Source organism: Njordella aestuarii, from assembly GCF_056494165.1.
In genome coordinates, this window is the sequence record NZ_CM151397.1 from 6,200,320 (window position 1) to 6,214,236 (window position 13,917).

Consider the following 13,917-nt stretch of genomic DNA (forward strand, 5'->3'; position numbering starts at 1 on the left):
AAGTAGAACAAATGAGTATCACAGCAAAGTTTTTACGCTGGGCAAATGAATTGCGACAAGTATCCATGCTTGCAGCGTCGCGCAATCGTAGATTCCTGCGGATTCCTGCAGGCCACTTCTATTCGCCATTGCCCGATTTTGCGCATGTCAGCGCACGTAGTGGGCAACTGTTCGAAACATCGGCAACGTCAATTCCTGGTATTGATGTTGCTACTGAAGAACAAGAACAGCATCTGATCGATGTCATGCATGCAGCAGCCGGCATGAACTTTCCAGTGCGGAAGAGCGATGCGAAGCGGTACTTTTATGAGAACACCTTCTTTCGCTATCTTGATGCTGCTGCCCTCTATGGCATGCTCAATTTACACCGCCCCAATCGCGTCGTAGAAGTCGGTTCGGGCTTTTCTTCATCGGTAATGCTTGATGCTATCGATGAGCTTTCAGGTTACGAGCCGCATCTTACATTTATTGAGCCTTATCCAGATCGCTTAATGAAGTTACTTAGAAGACAAGATGACAAAGCGTGCATCGTACAAAAATTTGTCCAGGATGCCGATCCGGCCATTTTTCAATCACTAAAGTCGGGCGACTTTTTGTTTATTGATTCATCACATGTAAGCAAAATCGGCTCAGATGTAAACTATTTGTTTTTTGAAGTCATTCCTAGATTGGCACCTGGTGTATTCGTACATGTTCACGACGTATTGTGGCCATTTGAATACCCCAAGTCATGGGTGATGGACGGGCGCGCTTGGAATGAGGCGTACCTACTACGTGCACTGCTGACAGGGAACAGTCACCTGCAGATTTATCTCCACCTGTCGTTTGCTGAAATCCATCTGAAAAAGCAGCTTAACGAATGCCTGCCTGTCAATACGCCACGTGAAAACTTCACTCCCATGACTCCGAACGGAACTGGAATCTGGATGATAACAAAATAGTTCATAATTGAGTCGAACAGAAACATCTGTTCTTTGAATTCATGTGCATTATGTTCGTTGAACCGACGGCGAACATTTACTATCTATATTTGCTCCGCCAGTGACGCTGATGTTTTGTCTTGGGAGTTGTCTAAGCTGACAGCTTGGAGTCGCTGCTTTTCGAAGCTCTTCGGTTTCCTTCTCAGAAAATAGCTTTCGAAAAAGTGGTACGAAATCGCAGCCAACGCCACGGTCGATCCGAATGTTAAACCGAGAAATTGTAGTGCAACACCGCTACCCTTGGAGCCGTTATTAGTAACTAAGATATTTGCAAAGAAAAGTACGGGCCAGTGAATGACGTACAAACCATAGCTTATACGTCCTAGATAAACGAGGGTTGGTCTTGCAAGCGTCGATCGATCACCAAAATTTTCACTAAACAATGAGACAACTCCGGCAGCGCCAAGAGCAATTAGCGTATAGCCAATCATTTGCGTCGGCCAATGACCTACTGGCTCTGAAGGCCAAAATGCGATGATGTAAATTATTGAGAGCGGGATGCTCCAAAAGGGAAACTGAACAACTTGTCGCTGAGAAATATTGAAGATCGACGAATTCTTTGCAATCGCCAACATACTGCCTATGAGGAGTGCATCAAAACGTGCAGTCGTCGAGAGATGCAAGTAGCCTGAGGCACTCGATTGCAGAACGGCAAAGGCAGCAAAACGGCCTAGGATTGAAAGCATGAGAAGTGCAATACACACTGCCCAGACACGTTGCCCACGCCGCAACAGCAACAATAAAATGGGCCAACAAAGGTAGAATTGCTCTTCGACAGCGAGACTCCAAAAGTGTCCCATATAGAGTCCGCGACCTCCAATCGATATCCACCAATTTTGCAGATTCGCAAAGTAGAGCGGCCATGAATTGTAGAATGCGCGATTTGTTTCTACAAAACCCGCAGACAAAAACAACGGTAGAATAAAGAACGCAAAGATGCACGAAGCATAGTACAGTGGAAAAATCCGCAGAACTCGTTTTAAGTAAAAGTGCTGCAAAATTTTCGGGTTCGCGTGATCTTTTAAAAGTCCTGAAGTAATCAGAAACCCAGATAGAACGAAGAACACGTCAACACCCATCCAACCAATTCCAAACACGCTGCCAATGCTAAGTAAAATTGGAGACGGCGAGAGATCCTTTATGAATGGAAGTGCGTGAAAGCCGAAGACGGCTAGAAATGCTGCAAATCGCAAGCCATCTAGACCAGGCATATAACGCAACTTTGGCATGGGGAGATCCAGGCTTAAAGGTAATTTGGCTGCATAAAAGTTTGCCGGCTCAAACTGGAGCGCTGAACTGAGACGGTTCAAGAGTTACGCCGGTTCAATACTCCTTCTACTCCCACTTGATGAAAGCGTTTCAGCTACCGTCAACTCTGGGGTCTATATTTTAGACGGACTTATGATACATGCCAGCTAAAAGCTCAATTAGAGTGCGGAAGTTGATGGCCAAGCTTGTCTCGTTTGGTGGCCAAGTAGGTTTCGTTGTGAATGTTGGTCGGTACAACGATAGGCACCTGGTCAACCACTTCTAATCCAAATCCACGCAAGTTGAACGCTTCACGCTTCTTTGGATTGTTCGTCAACAACCGAATCTTGTTCAACCCTAGATCTTTCAGGATCTGAATCCCGATACCGTAGTCACGCATATCAGCCTTAAAGCCTAGTGCATGGTTAGCTTCCACGGTATCCATGCCACTCTCTTGCAACGCGTAAGCTCTAATTTTTTGAGCCAGTCCAATCCCCCGCCCTTCTTGCGGCAGATAAACCAAAACACCGCGCCCCTCCTGTGCAATGGCTCGCAAAGCCAATTCCAGCTGGTCACCGCAGTCGCATCGCAGGGATTGAATCAAGTCGCCAGTAAAACAGCTACTGTGCATGCGCACAAGCGGCTGCACCTCTTGATCGTTGGCGACATCTCCCATCACAATAGCAACAGGCTCTTGCGTTTCGTATTGCACGCCATAAACATGGATCGTGAACTGACCGAATTTGGTGGGCAAGGAAGCGGTCGCCATACGCGAAACCAATTTCTCGTTGACGCGACGGTGCGCAATCAACTGCTCGACTGTGATAATTTCAAGCTCATGCTCACGAGCTAGTTTCCATAGGTGATCTCGATTCGCGCGATCCCCTGTCTCATCTAGGATTTCACACAACACACCGGCTGGCGCAAGGCCAGCCATTCTCGCTAAATCGACCGCGGCTTCGGTATGGCCAGCCCGACGAAGAACCCCTCCCTCCATCGCTACTAGCGGATATACGTGCCCCGGTTGAACAAAGTCAGTCTTCTGACTCGTCGAGCTCGCGAGACGTCGAATCGTCTCGGCGCGCTCACCGGCCGTGATCCCCGTCTTACACCCGGCGTGGTCAACAGGCGTTACGAACGCTGTTTGTAACGGTGCAGTATTCATCTGCACCAGCGGTTTGAGATCAAGCCTTTCACATACACTTGGCAATACGGGACAGCACAACTGCCCATGCCCCTTCAGCATGAAATTGATCGTTGCTGTCGTTGCCAGTTCCGCCGCACAAATGAAGTCTCCCTCGTTCTCGCGGTCTTCGGAATCAACGACGATGACCACTTTGCCATCACGGATTGCATCAACTGCCGACTGAACGGAACTGTAATTTCGTTCTTCTTCCATCTGTGTCCAAGTTTCCTGTTCAAAACATTGCTTCTACGCGGTTAGACTAGTCTGCAAAGAGATTGCGTAGCTCGAAATACCTAACCCCCGCAACCAGCCTTACCTACAATGATAGCTGATTGGCAAAAGTTGAAATCCCTTACCTTGAGAGTTCGGCATATTAAGATGTTCCCCCGCAGGTTTTTCACCAGTCCGCAAGCGATCACTATTGCACTCGGCGCATTCATCGTTAGCTTCGGGCTATGCTCCCGTGCGATTTCCCAAGATGTCGGCCCAACATCCGATCCGACGGAAATTTCCGCAAACATTTTGCATGATTCGAATGACGCGGCGATCGAAACTAAGTACGACATTTGCTTCAGCGATAAAAGCGGTACGAAGCTATTCGCGGATTTTTATCACCCGCAGAGCGACTCACCCCAACCTGTTATCTTGCTCATTCACGGTGGTGGATGGGTGGCCGGCGACAAATGGCAGATCGCCGGTCATGCCGGCAGGATTGCAAAAGCGGGTATCGCCGTCTTCTCGATCAACTATCGCTTGGCTCCAAAATTCAAGTATCCCTCGCAGATTGAAGATGTTCGCGAGGCACTCGCCTTTTTGTCCACGAACAGCGACGAACTCAATATTGATCCGCAGCGGATTGGAATTTGGGGCTATTCCGCTGGAGGCCATCTAGCAGCTTTAGCAGCAGTTGCACCCGAAGCGAACATCCCGCGTCCGCTCGTCTGCGTTGCGGGAGGAGCACCATGCGATTTTACTGTGTTCCCTGAGGATAACAAAACGTTGGCCCTGTTTTTGGGTGGATCAAAAGCTGAAAAAATGGCTACTTACGAACAAGCTTCTCCGGTTTCTTACGCTAGCGAGGATGACCCGCCGTTTTTCTTTTTCAATGGCGATAGCGATTTGCTCGTTCCCGCAGATAATTCGCGCCGCCTTTATCAAAGCCTCAAAGAAAAAGGCGTCCACACTGAATTCTTTCTCGCGACAAATCAAGGACATTTAGCCACGTTCATCAACTTTAAAGCGGTGGATGCTGGAATCGCATTTGCGAAAAAATATCTGTTTAGCGACGACAAACAATCTGCTAACGTGGGCGCTCCGTCAGAGTAACTTCGTAGCCGCCGTCGTTTCCTGAAACGTGGGCCAGCTCTCCGTTTACCCGCAACAGAAGATACGACTCAACTTCGACTTCTAGTTCCGCAGCAGTTCCTACCGAGATTGCTTCCCAAGGAATCGTATTTTCGGTCGAACTCTTCTTAGGCACGACAGCGGCCAGCAACCTGCCAAGCGGTTGACCTTGCACATATTGCAGTGTTATACCTTGCGGATGTGCTGCCAGAAGAGATAGCGCTGATTGCATACTCACGACACCGTGTGCGTTGATCGAATAGTTCGAATTCGCTTTCAGCTCGTTTGTTAATAGTTGCCAACCCTTGTCCGCGGCGATCTCTCCAGAGTCATCTCCTTGTAGTTGCTGCTTGAGGTCCACAATGCAGTCTTGCGGTGCGATGCCGTAATCAAGGCATGTTGCAAAGCCGTTGAATTCTGCTTGAACAACGTCCATATCGCCCCCAATCCACAGACGCACGTCTTTGTTAAGCTGATCACTGAAGTCTGTAGGCTCTGTAAGCCGCTGATGAAATGCTGACTTGTATCGGGGGTGATTTGCGAAAAAAGTTGTCAACATCCAGCTCCAAGCATAGGTACTGTCGATTCGATGGAGATTTTTTGCTTGATGAATTATCTTGCCAACCGATGGCGCTTCGTTTGACTCAAAGTCTTGCTGAACCCATTTCAATCGTCCCCAATATGGCAATTCTTCGCGCGAAGCCGGCAATACGCCACACATTAGAATCGATCCGTCCCAGCGATGCGTAGCTTGCCATTCCGCAACGCCTTCCATCCACCAACCTGGTCCAGTACCGCCCAGTGCTTTCCACATGAACCAATGCACCCCTTCGTGCAAGAGCAAGTGACGCCGATAGTATGACGAAGGTTGCTCCTTACAATATATTTTGTCAAACTCTTGATGACCTTCGCGAAACTCTCGTGTTGAAGCAGGCATCAGCCCTGCATTTTCGAACCGAGTTCTGTCCGTCATAATGAAGGCTTCCACACGCCAGCTATCAACTTGTGCGCGATCTGCGTTGAACAAGTCCGTCCATTGCTGTACTGCGGCGTCAAAGGCTTTCGGCAAATCCGAAATATGCTCGCTTGGAGGCAAATCGGTAACCAGTACAATGTGCTTCCCTTCTAATCGAAGAAACTCCCTGGGACCGTCTTGAGCTCTTGTTGGCTTGTATCCAAAAATGCATATGAATACGAGCGAACACAGAATCCACCACAGTTGTCTTTTCGAAGCCCGATTCTGAAACATTCTTCTGGAACCCAATCAATAACAGGGTTGGTACCTGCATTAGTCGACGCCGCATGAACCCCATGTGTTTACCACACTTCATCGCCTGAGCGGCTGAAACTACTCATGAACAACCTTATCACAAATATGCGGGAAGTGCTAAAGATAGCACTTCCGCTTTTGATCAGTACAGGGATGTTTTCCATTGTACTGTTTTCGGATCGAACGTTCTTGCTCTGGTATGACGGCGTAGCGATGAGCGCCTCTATGGCGGCCGGCAATTTGTTCTGGGTGATTGTATGCCTGCCGATTGGCATTGCGACGATGACCGGTGCAATCATCGCCCAATATGTGGGAGCAGACCAATCGCATAACGTTGGCAAATTGCTATGGCAGTCCGTATGGCTTCCAGTCATTTTCCTGCCATGGCTTGCGCTAGCAGGAATTTTTGCTCCGACAATCTTTAGCCTGACTCATCAGCCAGTAGAAATGATTGCACAGGAGTCGATATACCTTCGCCTACTCATGATTGGAGGTGTGGGTATCATTCTGGAGTCTGGCCTCGCGGGCTTCTTTAGTGGGACTGAACGGACTTCGGTAATTATGTGGGCCAGCCTCGGATCAGCAGTCTTGAATATTGGGTTAGACTATTGGTTCATCTTTGGAGGCTTAGGGATCCCAGCCATGGGTATTACAGGAGCAGCTATCGCGAGCAATGTTTCCTTTTGGTTTAAAGCATTCGTTTACATTGCGGTTTTGATGAACCCAAAATGGGAAAGCGTGTATCAGATCCGGAGGGGCTTTTCGATCGATCGACACTTGCTAGGAAAACTGTTCTATTTTGGTTTTCCAGCTGGCCTGCATGCTGTGGCGGAATCAGGCAGTTTCTCTTGGATTGTGCTCAACATTGGACGCCTGGGAGATCTCCCGCTGCGGGCAACGACGATGGCGATCAATTTCAATATGATTGCGTTTATACCATTGGTTGGCTTGCAAGTGTCAACCAGTGTTTTGGTCGGCAAGCGCCTGATGGAGAGTGGTGCCGCACGCGCCTCGGAGGCCGTGCGAGCGTCAATGGTGATCGCGTTTTTATACTGCCTCGGCTGGGCAATCATTTACATCCTGTTCCCAGATCAACTTATGTCAATCTATCAAGTCAAAGGGAATGCGGACGAACACGCGTTTACCATCTCACAAGCCAAGACCTTGTTGATAATCGTGACGGCATATTTGTTTCTAGATGCGATCCAGATCATTCTCTCCGGCGCTTTACGTGGTGCTGGAGATACTTGGTTTGTGCTTTTAGCCGTGGTAACTACCAGCATTACGGTTGTAGGATTGGGTTCATTCCTTGAACAATACCTCACTGAGCGACTGAAGATATTGCCGATCTATTATTGGTGGGGCGTATTGTGTGGCTGGATCTGGTGTCTTAGTGCGGCTCTTACGATTCGCTATCTTGGCGGTCGCTGGAAGCAAATGCAAATGATCGACTCACATAAAGCGGAAGTTTAGAAATATGAATCCTTTTAAAGCGGAATCAATGATTTTAGTCGCTTCTTCTGGATCGTTAATTTGCAGTTCGTTGGGCGGGACGACGAACAGTAAGAAAGAATGTCTATAGCGAAACGGCGAGAGTCAACTAGACTAGTTGTTTGCATTTCCAATCCGGCGACCGCTCGGTCTTAGCACTGAAGCTAGATTTTGATACGACACGCACTGATGCGCAATATCCCTTGCCCTCAATTGACGCTTCTACGTTTCAGCAGTCCAAGCGGCACCTTTTATAGTGACGTTAACTTCGGGATTTGTGAGAAGTCCCATGAGTGCTAGTAATACGATATCTACAAGAGAGGTAGACGCCAGCGAAGAAGTGCGTGAGGAGCGAAAACAACGCAACCTTGTTCTTTCTGGTATAGGGATGCTTTTTGCGCGAGGCATTGCGGCTGGTGGAAGCCTCTTGCTATCTGTAGTCGCATCAAAGACTTTTTCAGTGGCCGGTTTTGCTGAATTCTCATTGTGCTTCGTTCTCTTGATGATGATGTCGATGCTGTCACGCTTCGGAGTTGACGCTTCTTTGCTAAGGTTTGGCGGTGCGGCATGGCACGAACAAGATTTAAGGCTATTCTCAGCCTACAACAAATTGACATTTCAGGTGGTTACGCTCGTTGCAGTGTTGCTGATCATATTGGCAGCGTTCGGCCTTTTGATATTCGGCAACCGCTGGGAGGCTGCACCGACATTCGCTTGGACTCTAGCTGCAGTTCTACCTTGGTCCTACAGTATGTCGATTTCGTATATCTTCAAAGCCGCGCGTCACCCTGAGGTCAGTACGATATTTGAACCTGGTGCGGCGTGCTTGATGTCTGCGCTCATCGTCTTAGTCGCTTCCCGGTATGGCGTTGTCTGGACACCCGCGTCGCTAACGATGCTCCTTACTTTCGTAGCCGGAGCCTTGTGTGTCGCTGGTTGGTTCTGGCTGAAAAAATTGGAGCTTTTTAAATCCGAAAGCACTGAAATTCCCCATCCGAAAGCATTCGTTTCTGCGTCGGCGAATTTTATGGTGACGCAGTTGCTTCAAGTCATTGCGTTTTGGGGCGGAAGTTTTTTACTAGAATTACGTGGCGATAAAACGGAGCTAGCCTGGTATTTAGCAGCATTGAGAATCGCAACACTTACAAGCTTCATCGCGAATATTGTCGTTCTTGTCGCGAGTCCTCGTCTGGCTGGCCTGTTCTTTTCTGCCGACTCGAAGGGAGAGTTCCGCCAACTCTCCCGGAATTCAAGCTGGGTCGTATTCATTGCGATGTTGATTCCGTTGTTGATTTTGATTTTCGGTGCCGAATGGGTCATGGGTGTTTTTGGACCTATGTATAAAGACGCAGGATATCTACTGCGCACCATTGCTTTTGGCCAGTTCATCGGCTCGATCAGCGCTATGGCCCCTACCCTATTGGCAATGACTGGGCATGATCGGTCGCTCCGCACTTCAACGATCACATCGTCGTTTCTTACTTTCGGATTCTTGCTCGTCCTAACCTTCTGGCTAGGGGCGTTCGGTGCAGCTCTTGCGACTGGTCTTTACGCAGCGATTCAAAACAATCTTGCGGCAAGAAACGTTCATCGTGAACTCGGATTCTGGCCAATTCCTACCCCAGCGGGGCTTCGCACAAGCAGGAGACTCAAACGCCCTGCAACTGAACTTTAAAGTTAGAGCGAACTCAGGGATGAGTTGGATAGATGTTTAAGAACACCATTCAGCAAGATCACGATTTAACATCTTCTTCAATTGATCGAGGTCCATGTCGAGCTGGTGCCTTAACCAATCACGATCGGTGTCAGAGAGTTTTGGCAGCTTTGACTTTCCAGGACGTCCAAAAACTAGAGCTTTCAAACCGAACTTTTTCGCTGTTTCGATTGGCCAGTAAAGCCGATAGTCTCGAAGAAAATCCCCGCTCCGTCGCGCCAAACTCGCGACGACTGAAGACGCCGGAACCGCCGCCTCATTGACACGTTTATCGAAGTCAAAATTGATGCTTCGATTTGGTAAGCTAATGAATTCATTGACCCGTTCGATATAGCCACGGGAATCCTCCACCATATCCTCTTGCAACAAAACAAGTACGTTTTCCTCTCCGAATACTCTCACCCATCTCTTAAGATGTTCAACGTAATTACTACTGGAGATGATTTCTGGGTGGTCTACACACGCTTCTCTGAGCGACTTATTGGTTATGCCATACCGTCGAAGATGGGTGTAGAGCGAGTAAGACCTTGCGACAGGCTCTCTCAACGTAACAACAATCGGTATTCTTCCAACTGTGTCGACGATTCGATCGGCAGCTAACGGGTGTTGAAAATAAGAGGGAGCAACTTCCGTCACGCGAAGATGGCTCGCGCCGAAATGAGAAAAATGATCGCTATACCATTTCAGCTCTTTGCGATCAAATCGATCGTCGAAGTAAAATGTCTCCTTCACACCATGCGGTAAACACACGTCGTTCCTAGCAAGCAAATATTCGTAGATCCAGGAAGTTCCCGCTTTCTGAGGCCCCACGAACAAACAATCTGGAAGTACTCGGTTCATCGCATTTAACATCTGGTAAACGACATCAGCCTTGAGCAAACGCGTTGGCATCAGCCTACGTCTCGTCTTCACTACGAAGCCCAAACGTCGGGATCGAGCGACTGAATGCTCCTCCGATCAGAACTAATGGCACCAGTGCGAATCTCATCCGGAAACCGTTGCCAGCATTGCTTACGATCAAACCCATGCCCAAAACTCCTATGCAAAATGTGCACAAGAGCACTGCCACGTAGAATTTAGAGCGGCGTTTACGAAAAATTACCAAACCAGAAAATAGCATTACCGCAATTAGGAAAAGACTGTCAAAGAATGCAAGTATCTGTGAAAGCCCCTGAATCAACCAGGGAAACGGCAAAACCACTATCCCAACCGTTTGTACTGGAATGCGATAATAGATAGGCAAGTTTGCATACGTCTCCTGATCGACAAAGTGGGTGCCACCTCCAGTTCCAAACTTTTCCGCGCGGTTGTAACGTTCTTCGGCTCGCTCACCAGCGATCACAAGAGGATTGATTGTGTTTGCGCTAATTTGCATCGACGCAATCTTCAGAGAAACAAGCCCAAGAGATGTCGCGAAAATCCCGACGCCCACCGCAATCAATAGTACGACACCAAACTTCTCGGCCGGACTTTGCTCGCCGGAGATAATGTTAACGAAACGTGGCAGTAGCAGACCAATGATGACAGCAAAAATGACATACGACAATTCGGGACGCAGCAGCAGAATAGCTGTACAACTTACAGTGGCAAACAATAAACTCAAGTTTGGCTTAACACGCCGATGAACACATAACGTGGCCCCGATGAACACGGTCATCGAAAAGTAAAGGATCGGGTCTCGTAAACCGAAAAGTGACCAATTGATTGCAGCTGGATAAAAGAAAAACAATAGTTCAGCACGTCGAGCGATGCGTTCCGAGAAGCCTTTGCAAAGAAGTATTGCGACTATTGGAGCGCTCAACGATGCATATAAACAATTCAGAACTTGTAGGGTAAATAAGTTTGCGCCGAAAAACGCGAAGTACGGAAGGCTTAAAAAAATCTGAAGTGCGAACTGATCTCGCGCTACTTCCCAGAAAGTCATTCGACCAGATATATAGTCTAAATAGAACTCAACACTTCGCTCTCCCGCCAGTTTTTGATCAAAGAAACCGTATTGCTCATTTAACAACACTAAGCCAACGCGAAGTGCAAATGCAAGTAGAAAGATTTCGATCCCATACAGACGACTCAAACGCACTCCATAGAGTTGCGCCGTCACGGCAAGAAACAGAACTCCTACCAAAACGCATGTCAAAAGGAAAGCGATTGTGGTTAAGTCAAAGTTCACGTCTTGCCGAATACACTTGAGATATCAAAAATAGAGAGCAGCCAGACAAAATTGCGATTTACTGCATTCATTTAATCTGGCGTAATAAGCCTAGTCGTACAGTACGTCGAATCAACCGCGACCGCAATCAACTTGGAGTTTTCACTGTGTCTTCTGACTTCGAACGGTAGTATTCTCGAGCAGCTTGACTCGATTCGTACCCATAGGCTGTATACGAATAGTGCCCAATACTGCTCTCAGAACGATTGACAACAATTCCGAGTGTCTTGACGCCTACCCCGGATAAAATCTCTACGATCCGCTTGGATTGCGGCCGAGTGTTCTTGTCTACGCGAACGGCAACAATAATGCCATCGGTTTTCGCAGCGATAATGGATGGGTCGCTGACAGGCAACAGTGGTGGGCAATCGAAAATCACAATCTCGAAACGATCTCGAAGTGCTTGAACTAGCCGATCAAAATTTGGACCATCCAGAAGTTCGGCCGGATTATTTGGAATCTCACCGGAGTGCATAATCGAAAGATTATTGATGCCGGATGGCACGATGGCTTCGTTAAGGTCCACTTGATCATTCAAGACTTCAGATAGACCGAACTCATTAACTAATCCGAACACGCTCTTGACTTGCGGCCTTCTCATATCGCCATCGATCAAGATGACCTGCCGCCCAGTCTGAGCGATCGAAGTAGCAAGGTTCGAAGCGATTGTAGACTTGCCTTCACCTGGTTTCGCACTTGTCACAGCAAAGAGTTTTGCATCACGATTGGAAGCAAACATAACTTGCGTTCGCAAGGAGCGGAATGCTTCGGCAATGCGAGATTGAGGTGCCAGTTGTGTCACAAGCGACGGGTTTAAAATCGATCCAGCAATGGTTGCTTCTTGTATCTTTTCCTTGACTTCGCTTTCCTCGAAAAGCTCCGGCAGGTGGCTCAAGATCTTGGCATTAAAGATCTCTTCAAGGTCTTGCGGTTTATGCACGCCTCGATCGGAAAGCTCGGCCACGAACACAAATCCAACCCCAAACAGCAACGCCGTGAAAATTGCTATCGCAACGCCACCGAGCGTTTTCGATACAGGTTTCCCAAGTTCCGGGTGCTCGATCACTTCATGAATAAAACCACTACCAGCTGTACTCGAGAGATTTAGTGTTCGCAATGTATCGACTGTGCTATCATATAACGTTTGCTTGCGCTCGCGCTCGCGTAGTAGATCTCCAGCTTTTGTTTCAAATTCGGCGAGACTGCGAACCATCGTTTCTGCTTCGGTTGATAGACGTTGAAGCGCAATCTTTCGATCACGCAACGCATGTAGATCGTTTTCGATCAACGCAACATACGCCGTCATTACATCGTTTGGCGTAAGTGACGGTCTCGACTCGATGTCTTGACGAGTATCCGCACGTGCAGCAATGAACTTTTCTGTCATCGCGATCTCACTACGCAACGCGTCAACTTCAGGATGACTTTGACCTAAGAACTTTTCCAAGTTACCGAGCTTGGCTCTTTTTTCATTGAGTGCTGAATACTCTAATGACGCAGCTGCCGCTCGTTCTGGCTGGTCGGCAAGGAAGCTTTCCGTTGGTCCTGCACCGCGATCAACGGACACCAAGACAGACATGCGACTCGCGTTTTCCGAATCGATCAACGTTAGTTTCTGTAAGTCATCCTTCCCAGTCTCCTCCATTCGCTTTAGTCCATCCTGAACCAGCTTTAAGCGAGTTTCAATTTCGGCAATCTTATAATCAACGCCTGAGATCTCGGCCTGCAGTTCAACGTACCTCGATTCGTACACGTTCGAAGATGTTTCGCTCGAGCTGAGGATTGGCGAATTTGCATAGAACTCTCGATAAGAATCCTCAAGCTCTTTCAGTTCGTCTTCCAATTCTTTGCGGGCCGTGTCAATCAACTCCTCAGCGCCTTTGCTGTCACGATTATACTTTTCCCTCAGAAACGTCTCGTAACTGTGTACAATTCGGCTCAGTACCTGCTGGCTTTCCACGGGAGAGTTGTGAACAAATCGCAAGACAATACTATTGGCATCCTTGTCACCTGTCGTAACATATAGGTTCTCGGTGACATAGTCCGCGGGACTGATTCCCTGAACGGTTAAGTTGTCGAAAAAACCCAGCGATGCAAGTTCGGGATCTTTTAATGCAGCGTCGATAATTACCTTGCTCTGCACCAACCGCATATGAGTCGCCATTAAATTTCGTGTCATATCCGTACCTGAAGCGGATGCGGCACCTTCAAGTGCGATCGATGGATCACGGCGTTCCACAAGTATTTCCGATTTGGATTCGAACTTGTTAGGAGCCAACTGAAAATATGCGAAACCTGCAAGCAAACCTAGAATTCCTGCAAGCGCGACTAGCCACGCACGGCGTCGCACAAGAGCAAGAACGTCCGCAAACGATATCTGGAAGTCGTTGCTGGGCTTTTTTGCCGCGGAGGCTGTACGGAGGGGTCGCTTTGAACTTGATTTCTTTTTCACGAAATTCAAACTTTAAATTGGAA

At 48.1% G+C, this 13,917-nt stretch carries 10 protein-coding genes; 4 read left to right on the plus strand and 6 right to left on the minus strand.

Features of this window, described 5'->3' with window-relative positions:
- Positions 1-11: 11 nt before the first annotated feature.
- Complete coding sequence (locus tag SH451x_RS24215; RefSeq protein WP_479359859.1) at positions 12-941, plus strand: class I SAM-dependent methyltransferase; 930 nt, start codon at positions 12-14, stop codon at positions 939-941.
- Between the two features lie 83 nt (positions 942-1,024).
- Here the strand turns inward: SH451x_RS24215 and SH451x_RS24220 are convergent, their stop codons facing one another.
- Together SH451x_RS24220 and ribA are read right to left on the minus strand one after the other, a co-directional pair.
- Positions 1,025-2,209, minus strand: a complete 1,185-nt coding sequence (locus SH451x_RS24220) for an acyltransferase family protein (RefSeq protein WP_479359860.1) — start codon at positions 2,207-2,209, stop codon at positions 1,025-1,027.
- Positions 2,210-2,403: 194 nt separating this feature from the next.
- Positions 2,404-3,627 (minus strand): GTP cyclohydrolase II, encoded by a 1,224-nt coding sequence (gene ribA, locus SH451x_RS24225; RefSeq protein ID WP_479359861.1) that lies wholly within the window; start codon positions 3,625-3,627, stop codon positions 2,404-2,406.
- Between the two features lie 108 nt (positions 3,628-3,735).
- Here ribA and SH451x_RS24230 point away from each other — a divergent pair, with 108 nt between their 5' ends.
- The gene (locus SH451x_RS24230) at positions 3,736-4,740 is read left to right on the plus strand and encodes an alpha/beta hydrolase fold domain-containing protein (RefSeq protein WP_479359862.1); all 1,005 of its coding nucleotides are present in this window, start codon (positions 3,736-3,738) and stop codon (positions 4,738-4,740) included.
- Here SH451x_RS24230 and SH451x_RS24235 read toward each other — a convergent pair.
- Positions 4,715-6,007: a hypothetical protein gene (locus SH451x_RS24235; RefSeq protein WP_479359863.1), complete on the minus strand. Its 1,293-nt coding sequence runs from the start codon at positions 6,005-6,007 to the stop codon at positions 4,715-4,717. The genes SH451x_RS24230 and SH451x_RS24235 overlap by 26 nt on opposite strands.
- A 105-nt stretch (positions 6,008-6,112) precedes the next feature.
- Here SH451x_RS24235 and SH451x_RS24240 point away from each other — a divergent pair, with 105 nt between their 5' ends.
- A complete protein-coding gene (locus SH451x_RS24240) occupies positions 6,113-7,501 on the plus strand; it encodes an MATE family efflux transporter (protein ID WP_479359864.1) in 1,389 nt (462 codons plus the stop codon).
- A 307-nt stretch (positions 7,502-7,808) separates the two neighbouring features.
- On the plus strand, positions 7,809-9,194 hold the full coding sequence (locus SH451x_RS24245) for a lipopolysaccharide biosynthesis protein (protein ID WP_479359865.1): 1,386 nt from the start codon (positions 7,809-7,811) through the stop codon (positions 9,192-9,194).
- A gap of 36 nt (positions 9,195-9,230) precedes the next feature.
- Here SH451x_RS24245 and SH451x_RS24250 read toward each other — a convergent pair whose 3' ends face one another.
- From SH451x_RS24250 to SH451x_RS24260, 3 genes are all read right to left on the minus strand, one after another.
- Positions 9,231-10,124, minus strand: coding sequence for a sulfotransferase domain-containing protein (locus SH451x_RS24250; protein ID WP_479359866.1), 894 nt, complete (start codon positions 10,122-10,124; stop codon positions 9,231-9,233).
- 4 nt (positions 10,125-10,128) lie between these two features.
- Entirely contained in the window at positions 10,129-11,403 is a 1,275-nt protein-coding gene (locus SH451x_RS24255; RefSeq protein WP_479359867.1) for a hypothetical protein, read from the minus strand.
- A 127-nt stretch (positions 11,404-11,530) separates the two neighbouring features.
- A complete protein-coding gene (locus tag SH451x_RS24260; RefSeq protein ID WP_479359868.1) occupies positions 11,531-13,894 on the minus strand; it encodes a polysaccharide biosynthesis tyrosine autokinase in 2,364 nt (787 codons plus the stop codon).
- Positions 13,895-13,917 lie beyond the last annotated feature (23 nt).